11 protein-coding genes are annotated in these 13,322 nt (G+C 31.2%); 6 read left to right on the top strand and 5 right to left on the bottom strand.

The genetic code is table 11. The annotated features are described in order from the left end of the window. Positions 1 to 76: 76 nt before the first annotated feature. Both IM744_RS16795 and IM744_RS16790 read right to left on the bottom strand, forming a co-directional pair. On the bottom strand, positions 77 to 2,179 hold the full coding sequence (locus IM744_RS16795) for a TonB-dependent receptor (RefSeq protein WP_194509331.1): 2,103 nt from the start codon (positions 2,177 to 2,179) through the stop codon (positions 77 to 79). Between the two features lie 66 nt (positions 2,180 to 2,245). Further along, positions 2,246 to 2,623 carry a hypothetical protein gene (locus tag IM744_RS16790; protein ID WP_194509330.1) on the bottom strand — a complete coding sequence of 126 codons (378 nt, stop codon included), beginning with the start codon at positions 2,621 to 2,623 and terminating at the stop codon, positions 2,246 to 2,248. A 198-nt stretch (positions 2,624 to 2,821) separates the two neighbouring features. Between IM744_RS16790 and IM744_RS16785 the strand changes: the two genes are divergently transcribed. The 6 genes from IM744_RS16785 (at position 2,822) to IM744_RS16760 (ending at position 9,648) form a co-directional block, all read left to right on the top strand. After that, on the top strand, positions 2,822 to 3,544 hold the full coding sequence (locus tag IM744_RS16785) for a peroxiredoxin (RefSeq protein ID WP_194509329.1): 723 nt from the start codon (positions 2,822 to 2,824) through the stop codon (positions 3,542 to 3,544). A gap of 110 nt (positions 3,545 to 3,654) precedes the next feature. Further along, on the top strand, positions 3,655 to 4,986 hold the full coding sequence (locus IM744_RS16780) for a cytochrome ubiquinol oxidase subunit I (RefSeq protein WP_194509328.1): 1,332 nt from the start codon (positions 3,655 to 3,657) through the stop codon (positions 4,984 to 4,986). A 3-nt stretch (positions 4,987 to 4,989) separates the two neighbouring features. Then, entirely contained in the window at positions 4,990 to 6,063 is a 1,074-nt protein-coding gene (cydB, locus tag IM744_RS16775; RefSeq protein ID WP_194509327.1) for a cytochrome d ubiquinol oxidase subunit II, read from the top strand. 15 nt (positions 6,064 to 6,078) lie between these two features. After that, positions 6,079 to 6,387 (top strand): hypothetical protein, encoded by a 309-nt coding sequence (locus IM744_RS16770; protein WP_194509326.1) that lies wholly within the window; start codon positions 6,079 to 6,081, stop codon positions 6,385 to 6,387. A gap of 81 nt (positions 6,388 to 6,468) precedes the next feature. Then, on the top strand, positions 6,469 to 8,082 hold the full coding sequence (locus IM744_RS16765) for a T9SS type A sorting domain-containing protein (protein WP_194509325.1): 1,614 nt from the start codon (positions 6,469 to 6,471) through the stop codon (positions 8,080 to 8,082). Positions 8,083 to 8,190: 108 nt separating this feature from the next. After that, the gene (locus IM744_RS16760; RefSeq protein ID WP_194509324.1) at positions 8,191 to 9,648 is read left to right on the top strand and encodes an NAD(P)/FAD-dependent oxidoreductase; all 1,458 of its coding nucleotides are present in this window, start codon (positions 8,191 to 8,193) and stop codon (positions 9,646 to 9,648) included. Between the two features lie 328 nt (positions 9,649 to 9,976). On the opposite strand, the gene pncA is transcribed toward IM744_RS16760, so the two are convergent. The 3 genes from pncA to IM744_RS16745 form a co-directional block, all read right to left on the bottom strand. Continuing rightward, positions 9,977 to 10,582: a bifunctional nicotinamidase/pyrazinamidase gene (gene pncA / locus IM744_RS16755; protein WP_194509323.1), complete on the bottom strand. Its 606-nt coding sequence runs from the start codon at positions 10,580 to 10,582 to the stop codon at positions 9,977 to 9,979. 70 nt (positions 10,583 to 10,652) lie between these two features. Then, positions 10,653 to 12,050 (bottom strand): nicotinate phosphoribosyltransferase, encoded by a 1,398-nt coding sequence (locus IM744_RS16750; protein WP_194509322.1) that lies wholly within the window; start codon positions 12,048 to 12,050, stop codon positions 10,653 to 10,655. 33 nt (positions 12,051 to 12,083) lie between these two features. Further along, positions 12,084 to 13,082: a metal-dependent hydrolase gene (locus IM744_RS16745; protein ID WP_194509321.1), complete on the bottom strand. Its 999-nt coding sequence runs from the start codon at positions 13,080 to 13,082 to the stop codon at positions 12,084 to 12,086. Positions 13,083 to 13,322: the final 240 nt, after the last annotated feature.

Below are 13,322 nucleotides of genomic sequence, written 5' to 3'. Positions count from 1 at the left end.
ATATTAGTGAAATATTCAATATTAAAAAAGGAGCGCATTTAAATGCGCTCCTTTTTTAATTTAAACTATAAATGTTTTAGAATTTATACTGTAAAAAAGCAGAGAAATTACGACCTGGTTCTGTAATTGGAGTTCTTCCAAAATCTGCTTGATTAGTGAAAGAGAAATTTAAATGGTTATTGTAAGCTTCATCTAAAGCATTAATCACAGCAATACCTAAAGTAATATTCTTTATAGGTTTTACGCCAAAACGTAAATCTAAAGTTTGATAACCATCTGTTTCAGTTTCACCAAAACTTCTAGAAATATTATCTTGTTTAGATACTAGATTATATTGTATGTTCCCCCAAAATTTTTCTTTTTGAAAACCTAAACTCAGTTTTGTAGTAAAAGGAGGAGTTAAAGGTAAAGACTCTGCTAAATCTTTGTTTTTTGCATAGACATAAGCAAATTCTGTTTTAAAATAGTAGTCTTTTAAGAAATCTACTTGAGCCATAGCTTCAAAGCCAGTTTTGTAAGCTTCGTCTATATTTTGAAACACTTTTACACTTGTAGGATCTGCTGTAGGATTAAATTTTCTTGAAATGGTTGGGTCTATCACACCAACAATATAGTTTTCAAAGAATGAATAATAAAAAGACGTTTCGTATGTAAAGCTATCAAAACCATTTTTTAAAGGCTCTCTGCCTTTAAATCCAATTTCAAATTGATTGTTTACTTCTGCTTTTAAATTAGGGTTTCCAATATATTCATAAGGATCTTGACCAACTGTGAAATGATTAATAAAACGCTCAATCATATTAGCAGAACGAATTCCACGACCATAAGCAGCTTCTAAAGTGAAATTATCAGATACTCTGTTTTTAACCGAAACAGTTCCACTCACATTATGTTCTGTACGTTTTTCTAAATCATACATTTCTGCAAAATCGGCTTCTGGGTCTTGTATGTCTGATGTGACATTATCATAACGAATACCAGCTGTAAATATCGTTTTAGAATTAATAGAATATTTTGCTTCCGTAAAGACTCCTAAATCTGTAATATATGAATCCTGCCAAACCTTGTCATTAAAAGTCATTGGCATTGGTAATGGATTGCCATTCATTATTTTAACCAATCTAGTTCTCCCACCATCTCTAGCAATATGCATCGCATCTAATCCAGAAAATACATTTAGCTTTTCTAAGGGTTTCCAATTCAATTCTAATTTCCCACCAGTGGTTGTTGCATCTACTGCAGAAGATGCTTCCATCATCATAAAAGAAGGTCTATTGTCATTGGTCATTAAATGGTCCACATAACTATAATAGGCTTTTGCAGTTAATGATTTTACTACTTTACCAATATGATCTAATTTATAGTCTAAAGATAAAATACTACTATTATCATACTCCGTATCCATTGGTAAAGCTGCATGTAACACATCGCGACCAAAAGATTGTCTCCAATGTGCTTGTAAACGTTGGTCGTCAGAGAAATTATAACCAAATTTAACTCCGTAGTCGGTACTTCTAAATGACGAAGGGATTTCTATACCATCACCATCTTCATAATTACCAAAATCTCTGTAACCAGCATTAGCAACGATATCATATTTTTCTTGAATGTATTGTAGTTGTGCTAAATTCACTAAAGAGTTTCCGTTGCTTTCGTATCCAGCAGAAACTTTTCCGTGTAAACCATAATCTTCATAATCTGGTTTTTGTGTTACCAAATTTACAATACCTCCAAAGGTTGCTCCATAACGCACTGTATATGGTCCTTTTATAATTTCAATTTTCGCGATTTCTTCAGGGATAATATGAGTTGTTATAGGATCCATTCTATTTGGGCAAGCATGCATTGCTTTTGTGCCACCATCATATTGAATATTTAATTGCTCATATTGCGCAGCTCTAAACGAAGGGTCTATTGCATAATTACCTCTTTTTATAACCGAAAAACCGTTGATGTTATTAAATAAATCGGCTACATTTTTAGGTTGCACAATTTTTTCGTCATATTTATTAGCAACAACTGTTAGTACTGGGTCATTTTTAATGTTTCCAGTAACTATAACTTCATCAAGTTTGGTGATTTTTTGTTTGGTAGTGTCTTTTTTGGTTTCCTTTTTTTCTTGACCAAAAGACATGACTGTAATGAGTGTGCATAACAACACACTATATAATGTTTTCATGTATAGTAATTTTGTATTTAACTTTAGTATTTGTGGTAGCTTCAACTACCATTAACAGAAGGAAAATTATACTTGAGGAGGATGAAAACAATCGTTTATATTATTGTAGGAATATAGATTTTGGTAAGCTGTTATATTTTGTTTTTTAAGATGTTTTTTTTGCTGAAATATAAAAGGTTCAAAAGTATTTGTAAATAAAATAAGCTCTTTAAAGTCTACAATACTTTCTGGTGTTTTTTGATCTTTATCTTGAGATTTAGCGACTTTATTTAAATGACATTTTCCATTACATTTTAGTTCGGGTTTGTCTTGATTTTCGCAAAAGGCTTCAATAAAACTAACAGGATCTAAATTGTAATAAGCATAATTTAACGATACTCTTGTGCTGTTAAAAAGCAATAGAGATGTTAACGTAATAGAAAAAAGAAAAGTGCTTATTTTCATACTCACAAAAATAATAACTCATAATTTTATTAAAGATGATTTTTATCATGTTTCGAATTAATTAGGACTTTTTTATCCATTATTGTTAATCCTTATAATGATATACGCTTTTTATATAGTTTAAGTGACAAATGTTACAAACCAAAATGTAGTTCTAAAGTAATTTTATACTATAAATAATTTAAAACTATTAATATTATGAATACTTCAGAAACAACACAACAAGAAACATTTGCAATGCCAAGAATTGGTGATAAAGCACCTCAATTTACAGCAGTAACTACACAAGGAGATATTAATTATCCTTCAGATTATAAAGGAAAGTGGTCTATATTATTTAGTCATCCAGCAGATTTCACGCCTGTTTGTACTTCCGAGTTTATGACATTTGCACATTTGGAAGAAAAATTTGAAAAAGCAAATTGTAGTCTTATAGGTTTGTCTATTGATGGTTTATATAGTCATATTGCATGGTTAAGAACCATTAAAGATAAAATTGAATTTAACGGAATGAAAAACATTGAAGTTAAGTTTCCTTTAATTGAAGACATCTCAATGGAAGTTGCAAAAAAATATGGAATGATTCAACCAGGAGAAAGCAAAACACAAGCAGTAAGAGCTGTTTTTTTTGTAGATCCAAACGAAACAGTTAGAGCAATTATATATTACCCATTAAGTTTAGGTCGTAATTTTGATGAGTTATATAGAGCTTTAATTGCTATGCAAACTTCTGATAAGTTTAATGTTGCAACTCCTGCAGATTGGAATCCTGGAGACGATGTTATTGTATCTCCAGCTGGATCTTGTGGTGTCGCAGAAGAACGCATGACATCTACCGAAGATTTAGATTGTAAAGATTGGTTTTTCTGTACTAAAAAATTAGAAAAAGATTTAGTTTTAGATAGCATTCTTAAAAAATAATTAGATAGTTAATCAATAATATAAAAAGCCTCTTTTTGAGGCTTTTTTGTAATAAAAGTTACACAGTGTTTGTTATCTGTGTCGTATTTTTATAATCTAAAAACCAGAATATGGAAGACATGCTCTTTTATGATAGGTTGCAGTTCGCATTCACTATCACATTTCACTACATATTTCCGCAATTAACAATGGGATTATCATTATTGATCGTCTATTTTAAGTGGAGATATTTAAGAAATAATATTGAAAAATATAATAATGCTGCAAAATTTTTTATGAAAATTTTTGCTATTAATTTTACAATGGGAGTGGTAACAGGGATTCCAATGGAATTTCAATTTGGTACCAATTGGGCAAAATTTTCTGAGCTAACAGGTGGAATTATAGGTCAAACTTTAGCCATGGAAGGTATGTTTTCTTTCTTTTTGGAATCCTCATTTTTAGCATTATTCATTTTTGGAGAAAAATTAATGGGACAAAAATTACATTTCTTAACAGGTTTTCTAGTGTTTTTGGGTTCTTGGGCAAGTGGTTGGTTTATTTTAGCTACCAATGCTTGGATGCAACATCCTGTAGGCTATGAAATTTTAGATAATGGTAAATTTGTATTAGAAAACTTCTCAGCTATTTTTACTAATCCATGGCTTTTACCAGCATTTTTGCACAATCAATTAGCATCAGTTGTAACCTCTTCTTTTGTGGTAGCAAGTATAGGTGCTTTTTATGTGTTAAGGAATAAGCAAACTGATTACGGAAAACTGTTTTTAAAAACAGGTGTTATTTTTGGTTTGATTTCTAGTGTTTTAGTAGCTTTTCCAACAGGAGATTGGAATGCAAAAAATGTTGCAAAATATCAACCAGCAGCTTTTGCAGCTATGGAAGGTATTTTTGAAACAGAAGACGCAGGAGCCGAAATTGTATTGATTGGACAACCCAATATGGTTGAAAAAAAGCTAGATAATAAAATTGCAGTACCTAATATATTAAGTTTCTTGACGTATCAAGAATGGGATAAACAAATTACTGGAATGGATCAGTTCGAAGAAGATGAATTACCAGATAATATTCCTGCACTCTATTATTCCTATCATATAATGGTTGGTTTAGGGACCATATTTATAGGTGTCATGGCTTTAGCACTTTTCTTTTTATGGCGAAAAAAATTGTATAACATAAAACCATTGCTTTGGACTATTATGTTTTTAGTCCCATTTCCTTATATAGCAAACCTTACGGGTTGGTACACTGCAGAATTAGGAAGACAACCGTATTTGGTTTATGGATTATTAAGAACGAGCGATGGTATTTCGCCTACAGTTTCATCTGGTAATACCTTATTTACTTTACTAGGTTTTGTTGCTTTGTATATGCTACTAGGTTTGTTGTTTTTAGTCTTAGTTGGTAAAACTATTAATCAAGGTCCAAAACCTCAAATACATTAAATTATGGAAATATTTTGGTACGTAATAATAGCTGTTGTTTTAGCTGTGTTTTTTGTTTTAGATGGCTATGATTTTGGCACAGGAATCATTCATTTATTCTTTGCTAAAAAAGAGAAAGATAAAGAAGTTATTGCAAAATCAGCAGGACTGTTTTGGGATTCCAACGAAGTTTGGTTAGTGGCTGCTGGAGGAATGCTTTTTATGGCTTTTCCAACGTTTTACGCCTCTGTTTTTAGTGGCTTTTATTTACCATTAATTATCGTTTTGTGGTTAATTGTTTTTAGAGCTATTGGGTTAGAATTTAGAGGTCAATTCAAATATCAAATGTGGAAAGATATTTGGGATACATCGTTTGGTGTTTCCAGTTTCTTATTAGCCTTGTTTTTTGGTATTGCTTTAGGTAACATCGTTAGAGGCGTAAATTTAGGTAGTGTTGAAAATGGAGTTTCTGCTCATGAAGGTCATTATTTTTTCTTACCCTTATGGGATAGTAGTTTTAGTCCATTGAGTGAAACACCTGGTGTTATAGATTGGTTTACAATTATTATTGGATTAATATCTGTTGTGACTTTGTCAATTCATGGTGCTAATTGGGTGATTTTAAAAACCAATTCATCAATAAATAGCAAGCTTAAAGGTGTCATTTTTAAACTAAATATTGCATTAACAATTCTTACGATTTTTTCTTTATTTGTATGGCAAATAGTAAACCCTAATTCTTTAGATAATTTCATTGATAAACCTTATCTAATTGTATTTCCTATTGTTTATTTTACAGGATTAATTGGTTTGTTCTTTATTAAAAAAATCAAAAAAAATAGCCATGCTTTTGTATTATCAACTTTACTAATAGTTGGAGGAATTACATCATCATTGGCATCTTTATTTCCAGTAATATTACCTTCAGTTAATGATACTCATGAGCATTTAACTATTTATAATACAGCTGCTTCAGAATATGGTTTATCTGTAGCATTAACTTGGGGAATTATTGGTTTCATTCTTCTTTTTGTTTACATGATTATTCAAAAAAGACTCATGGGAGGAAAAATTGATAATATGGATTATGGACATTAGTGTAAAAATACGATTATGACAGGAACATTAATATCATTAATCAGTATTGTTCTAGGAATAATTTCAACTAACAGTATAGGTTTTATTTTTAAAAAACACTCATTTGGTTTTTTAGGAAACACTATTGCTGGTGTTTTTGGAAGCATATTTTTAATTAAATCTTTTGGAAGGCTAGGTTTTGATCCTTGGTCAATAATGCAAAATGAAACATTCCACATTGGATTATTTATAACCAATTGTTTAGTCTCCGTTTTAGGAGGTGTTTTAGGACTCTTGTTTATAAAATATTTACATAATAAAATGAATAAAAAAGCAGCTAATTAGCTGCTTTTTTTGTGTAACATAAGTTGCATAAATTGATATTATATTTTCGGACTTTTGATTAAGTAATAAAATTCAATAATTATGAAAATTAAATTATTATTCTCAATTTTCTTAACACTATTAATATCAAATAGGGTATTATCTCAAGATCAATTTACAGTTCAAATAGAACCTTTAATCATTACAAATGCACCAAACATCCATTCTTTTTCTTGGGGAAAAACTACAGATGGCAAATGGGTAGTTTTAGGAGGAAGAATTGATGGATTGCACCAAAGACAACCATTTGCTGCCTTTCAAGAAAATGACAACAACAAAAGTGTTTATGTTATAGATCCTGTAGCAAACCAAACATGGAGTACTTCCATTAATGTATTGCAAGCATCTTTATTTGAACAATTACAATCTACAAATCAAGAATTTTATCAAAGAGGAAATATGTTATACATAATTGGTGGTTATGGCTTTAGTACTTCGGAAAACGATCATATCACTTATGATAAATTAACTGCTGTAGATATAGATGGATTAGCCAATGCAGTTATAAATAATACAAGTATTATTTCTTTTTTTAGACAAATATCAAGTACAAATCTTGCAGTTACTGGAGGACATTTAGGGTTTTTAAATGATGTGTTTTATTTGTGTGGAGGACAATATTTTGAAGGTAGGTATAACCCAATGGGACCAAATAATGGACCTGGGTTTATTCAAAATTATACAGATGAAATAAGAACTTTTGAAATTAATGATGATGGTGCAAATCTGTCAATAGTAAATTATTCTGCTCAAAACGATTCTAATAATTTACATAGAAGAGACTATAATATGGCGCCTCAAATTTTTCCTGATGGAACGCCTGGTTTTACTATGTTTAGTGGAGTTTTTCAACATACAGCAAATTTGCCATGGTTAAATACAGTAGATGTTACAGCTTCTGGATACGCTGTAAACAATACTTTTAATCAATATTTAAGTCAATATCACAGTGCTAAAACGCCAATTTATGATACTTCAAATAATGTAATGCATACCATATTTTTTGGCGGAATAAGTCAATATAAATTAGATGCAAATGATAATTTAATTCAAGATGATAACATTCCATTTGTGAAAACTATAAGTAAAGTTTCAAGGTATAGTGATGGATCAATGGTAGAAAGTAGTCTGGATATAGAAATGCCAACATTTTTAGGTTCCGGAGCAGAGTTTATTCCATTAAATAATAATTCAAATTATTTAACTAATGAAATAGTAGACATCAATAATTTACAAGAAGGTGTAACACAAGTTGGTTATATTTTTGGAGGTATTGAAAGCACCCAAGAAAATATTTTTTTTATTAATAATGGTACACAAAGTAGCGCAAGTAATTTAGCGTTTAAAGTATTTATAAATAAATCGACTTTAAGTGTAAATGAAGTTGAACTTAGTCCAAATAATATCTATAATTTGAAAGTGTTTCCAAACCCTTCTCAAGGTGTTTTTTTAATTGAAATTTTTATTCCCAATACTGAAAAAAACTCATTAGAAATTTTTGACCTTTTAGGTAAGAAAGTGAAATCAGTTAGTATTGATAAATCTATTGGATTGAAAACAATTTCTTTGGATTTAACAAAAATGGCTTCTGGAGAATACATGTTAGTATTTAAAAATAATGCAAATCTTATTGAAAGGAAAATAATAAAATATTGATTTAGTTATCAGTTTTATTTAATCAATTTTTTAAAAAGAAAACGTTGTGTAACATAAGTTGCTGTGTATATTTTTTATTGAACTTACCTTTAATTAAAATCATATAATATGTCTAAAATAGTCATTTTAGGAGCAGGAATTTCTGGTCATGTTGCAGCAGCACATTTACGTAGAAAACTTCCAAGAAAACACGAAGTTGTTGTCGTGTCACCAAACAGTAATTACCAATGGATTCCATCAAATATTTGGGTAGGAATTGGTAGAATGAAATCTTCGGAAATATTATTCCCATTAGCACCTTTATATAAAAAGAAAGGTATTGGTTATAAACAAGCTAAAGCGATTTCGTTTCATCCTGAAGGAGATAAAAGTGAAGAAAAACCATATGTTTTAGCTGAATATGTAGTAGGGAATAATAAAGGGCAGCAAGAAAAAATAACATACGATTATTTGATTAATGCAACAGGACCAAAACTAAATTTTGAAGCAACTGAAGGTTTAATTCCAGGAAAAAATAAAACCTATTCTGTTTGTACCTATACACATGCAGATCATGCATGGGAAGGCTTAAATGAAGTCATCCAACAAATGAAAGCAGGTAAAAAAGCTAAAATTTTAATTGGTACTGGACATGCAAAATCGACGTGCCAAGGAGCTGCTTTTGAATACATATTAAATGTTGAACAAGAATTGCGTCGTCATAATGTACGCGATATGGCAGAAGTCACTTGGATAGCAAATGAGCACAAATTAGGCGATTTTGGGATGGATGGTATGCTATTGAGTTATGGTAGTATGACTATGAAATCAAGCGAGATGGTTGAAATGATTTTTGAAGACAGAGATATAAAATGGATCCTGGGTGCAGGTGTTAACAAAATTGAAGATGGCGTAGCACATTATGAAAACCTTGAAGGTGAATATAAAACAGAAGCCTATGATTTTGGAATGCTAATTCCTTCGTTTTCTGGACATGGTTTTAAAGCCTATGATAAAAACGAAAATGACATCACAGAAAAACTCTTCAAAGGATTCATGATTGTTGATGCAGATTACACGCCAAAACCTTACGAAGAATGGTCGGTTAAAGATTGGCCAGAAACCTATCAAAATCCAAGTTATAAAAACATTTTTGCTCCAGGAATTGCCTTTGCACCACCACATGCAATCTCAAAACCAAGAAAAAATAAAAATGGTACAGATATTTCACCTGCACCACCAAGAACGGGAATGCCTTCTGGTATTACTGCAAAATTGGTAGCAGACAATATTATTGATACTATTAAAAACGGAAAAGAATCCTTACATCATAAAGGTTCTATGGGAAACATGGGAGCAGCTTGTATTGCTTCTGCTGGTTTTGGTATGACAAAAGGGAGTGGTGTAAGTATTACGACCTACCCAATTGTTCCAGATTACGAAAAATATCCAAACACACAAGGGAGACAATTAGGGAAAACCTTCGGAGAAATAGGTTTAGCAGGTCATTGGTTAAAATTGGCTTTGCATTACGCCTTTATTTATAAAGCAAAAATGAAACCTTTTTGGTGGTTGATTCCTGAGTAAAATAAGTCTTCAGTTACAGTCATAAGAAAACAGTAAAAAAAGTATAGAAGTTTAAAACTTTTAAAAACAACAAAATGACACAAAGAATATCAAAATATCAAAGATTTAAAATGATGAATCCTGTCATTCAGTTTTTCAAATTCATTTATTTAAGTATAAAAATAATGTTAGTTGTAGCTGGAGGACATGGAGGCACGCGAAAAGTAAACTGATGTGGTTGTCAGTGATTATTGGTTGGTAAAAGAAAAGTACTCCTTTCACAGGAGTGCTTTTCTTGTTTAATAGCATATCTTATTTTGGATAAAATATATTCCACTAAAAAATGGGATTAAATAGATTTTGATGAAGTCATCTGGATTCCCAGATTAATCATTTTCTTCTTAATCTCCTTAAATTCTTCAGTATTTAATGGTTTAGAGGCATCTTCAATAAAAAAACAGGCAAAACCTTCTTTAAAGGCATCATAAATGGAATAATAAACACAAATATCAGATGCTAAGCCACATATGAAAAGTTGAGAGGTTCCTTTCTCTTTTAAATAACCAGTGAGTCCTGTAGACTTTAAATGGCTATTATCGTAAAAAGCACTATAAGAGTCTATTTCTTTATCTGTTCCTTTTCTAAAAATAGCTTCAAATTTTAGTGTTTCGAGATTGGGATGTAATTCAGCTCCTTTAGTTCCTTGTACACAGTGGTCTGGCCATAATGTTTGTGGCTTACCGTGAATTTCTATTTCATCAAAAATAGATGCGCCTTTATGATTTGAAGCAAAACTTGCATGATCTTTGGAATGCCAATCTTGTGTAGCGACCACCAAATCAAATTTATGTTGCATCGAATTGATGACTGGGACTATTTTGTCTCCATCTGGAACGGGAAGTGCGCCACCTGGCATAAAGTCGTTCTGTACATCAATTATCAGAAGTGTTTTCATGTTTTTTTTGTTTTAAGATGCTATCAAATAGTGATATATACAGCAACCTTTAACGTATTAAATATTCAATCTAGAATTTATGTTTTTGAACTAATTTATCGCGTTCTTGTTTGAGTTGTATACTAAGACCAATTTTGTAAATATGCGGATTTTGAAAACGTTTGTATTCATATGGAAGTTGCTCTAAACGAGACTTCGAATATTTTGAAATTTCGGCAACAGTTCTTGGTGCTAAAACTCTTTCACCATCTTTCATTACCTTTTCAAGTAAGGGTTCATGCTTATAAGTGTTAAGATCTAAACTTTTTGTAGCATCAAAAGAATGCTCTATTTTAGTTACTTTACCTTCTGTAAACATCGCTATTGCATCTGCACCATAAAACATACCATTGTTATCCAACATTCTGTAGACTTGTTTCTTATAAGGGAGCGATACTTTACTAATATTTTCAGAAAGCTTGATTCTGGGATCTCCATTAAATTCCGATAATTTATAGACGCCATCCAATGCAGCATCTGGTTTTCCGGTCACCAGATTTGTACCAACACCAAAAATATCAATTGGCGCTCCTTGTTCCTTCAGACTTTTTATTACATATTCATCCAATTGGTTCGAAGCTACAATTTTAACGTAACCCAAATTGGAATCGTTCAATATGGTTCGAGTTTTTTTAGATAAATATGCTAAATCACCACTGTCTAAACGAACTCCTAACAATTGTTCTCCTCTTTGTTCCATTTCTTTGGCAACTGTAATAGCATTTGGTAATCCACTTTTTAGAGAATTATAAGTATCTATCAAAAGCACGCAATTTTTAGGTCGTATTCTTGCGAAATCACGAAATGCTTGTAATTCATCCTCATAACTTTGTATAAAGGAATGTGCCATTGTACCAGAACACGGAATGTTATAATCTTCGGCTGCTTTCACGTTGCTCGTACTGTCAAATCCACCAATTGCTGCTGCTCTTGAAGCGTAATATCCACCAGTTGCATGTGCGCGACGTAAGCCCATATCTAATAAGATTTCATCTTTCGCACTTCGTCGTATTCTGCTAGCTTTTGTAGCGATTAACGTCTGGAAATTTAGAATGTTTAGTAAAAGTGTTTCAATGATTTGTGCTTCTATAATATTAGCTTCGACCTGTAAGATGGGACGGTTTGGAAAAACAACATCGCCTTCCTTGCTAGAAAAAATAGTTCCTTTAAAACGAAAATTCTTTAAATATTCTAAAAAATCATTTTCAAATCCATGTTGTTGTAAATATGCAATATCAGAAGAGGAGAACTCGAGTGTTTCAAGAATATCCAATACATCTTCTAATCCAGCAAAAATGGAGTAGCCACTATTAAAAGGATTGTGACGAAAATAATAATCGAATACCGCTCGTCCATTGGGTTTAGTATTAAAATAGACTTGAGCCATGGTGAGTTGATAGAGATCTGTATATGTTGCTGTAATATTCATGGGGTTTGGTTTTAATTTGTCAAGATTTTTTGTTTAATTTCCTTTTAAGCGAATCCATAATTCCGAAAGCAATTTTTTGCCATCACGTGTGTCCTTAGGAGCTTCTATAAATTCAACCTTGCCTGAGTTATCTACATCTATTTTAAATTGAAAAACAAAATTTTGAGCTTTTGGTGTTAAACTTAAAAGTCCAAATCGTAAATCATTAAAATAAAGGCTTTCATTTTTTTTAGTGATTGTGTACCAACCTTCGGAAATTTTAATCATACGTTGTACTTTTTCATTTATAACAAGATCACCTAAGAGTTCATGATTTTTAGGATAGGTTTCAAATGTAATTGGCTGTGAATCAAAAAACGAATAATTACCAAGTAGATATGCATCTTTGGTTTCTACATTAGCACTCCAAAGTATTGTATTTAAAGGTGAAGGTCTTGTGTCTAATTGTAAATACGCTATGTTTTGAGTTTCTAAAGCAGATTCAAATTGATTAAACGCAATCCATTTCAAAAGAAAGGTAAGTACTAAATAAGAGGAACTCACTAGTAATCCCATCTTATTGTAAAAATTACGTTTTTTAGATGTACGTTTTTGCCTTATGGTAAGAATTAAAAAGACTAAAAAAGGTAAGGTGTAAATAGGATCAATAACAAATATGGTCTTGAATGCCAATCGTAAATCAAAAGGCCAAAATAATTGTGTTCCCCAAGTTGTATGTGCATCTAAAATTGGATGCGTCACAAATGCCCAAAAGAATAACCAAGACCAGCTTTTAAAATTTTTAAAAGTCTCGTAACGCGATACTATCCAGCCAAAAATAGGAGCAAATAGTATAGAAAATACAATAGAATGAGTAAACCCTCGATGTATTGAAAGCGCTGTAACTGTATCTGTAAAATAAGAAGCAAATACATCTAGATCTGGTATAGTGCCAGCAATAGCTCCATAAAGCATCGCTTTATTGCCAACTTTTTTACCTAAAACAACTTCTCCAATAGCTGCTCCTAATACTATTTGTGTTAATGAATCCATATAGCATACAAAAGTAAGTGATAACACTATATTTATAACAATACTTTGTTTTTTAGTCACTTTTGCTTGGTAACTTATGTTACTGACTTTGGTGTTTATCTAATGTACATTTGTATTATAAATTAATAATAGATGAATCCTATCATCCAGTTCTTCAAATTTATTTAAGTATAAAATAATGTTAGTTGTAGCTGGAGGACATGGAGTCACTAGAAAAGTAAACTGATGTGGTTGTCAGTA

Origin of the sequence: Psychroserpens luteus (genome assembly GCF_015319355.1) — a bacterium.
Taxonomy (GTDB): Bacteria; Bacteroidota; Bacteroidia; order Flavobacteriales; family Flavobacteriaceae; genus Psychroserpens; species Psychroserpens luteus.
This window is presented reverse-complemented; position numbering and strand designations above follow the sequence as displayed.

Coding starts and splice junctions, on each gene's coding strand:
- IM744_RS16750 (WP_194509322.1), bottom strand. CDS start 12,050: ATGAATATTACAGCAACATATACAGATCTCTATCAACTCACCATGGCT.
- IM744_RS16770 (WP_194509326.1), top strand. CDS start 6,079: ATGACAGGAACATTAATATCATTAATCAGTATTGTTCTAGGAATAATT.
- IM744_RS16780 (WP_194509328.1), top strand. CDS start 3,655: ATGGAAGACATGCTCTTTTATGATAGGTTGCAGTTCGCATTCACTATC.
- IM744_RS16765 (WP_194509325.1), top strand. CDS start 6,469: ATGAAAATTAAATTATTATTCTCAATTTTCTTAACACTATTAATATCA.
- IM744_RS16760 (WP_194509324.1), top strand. CDS start 8,191: ATGTCTAAAATAGTCATTTTAGGAGCAGGAATTTCTGGTCATGTTGCA.
- pncA (WP_194509323.1), bottom strand. CDS start 10,582: ATGAAAACACTTCTGATAATTGATGTACAGAACGACTTTATGCCAGGT.
- IM744_RS16745 (WP_194509321.1), bottom strand. CDS start 13,082: ATGGATTCATTAACACAAATAGTATTAGGAGCAGCTATTGGAGAAGTT.
- cydB (WP_194509327.1), top strand. CDS start 4,990: ATGGAAATATTTTGGTACGTAATAATAGCTGTTGTTTTAGCTGTGTTT.
- IM744_RS16795 (WP_194509331.1), bottom strand. CDS start 2,179: ATGAAAACATTATATAGTGTGTTGTTATGCACACTCATTACAGTCATG.
- IM744_RS16790 (WP_194509330.1), bottom strand. CDS start 2,623: ATGAAAATAAGCACTTTTCTTTTTTCTATTACGTTAACATCTCTATTG.
- IM744_RS16785 (WP_194509329.1), top strand. CDS start 2,822: ATGAATACTTCAGAAACAACACAACAAGAAACATTTGCAATGCCAAGA.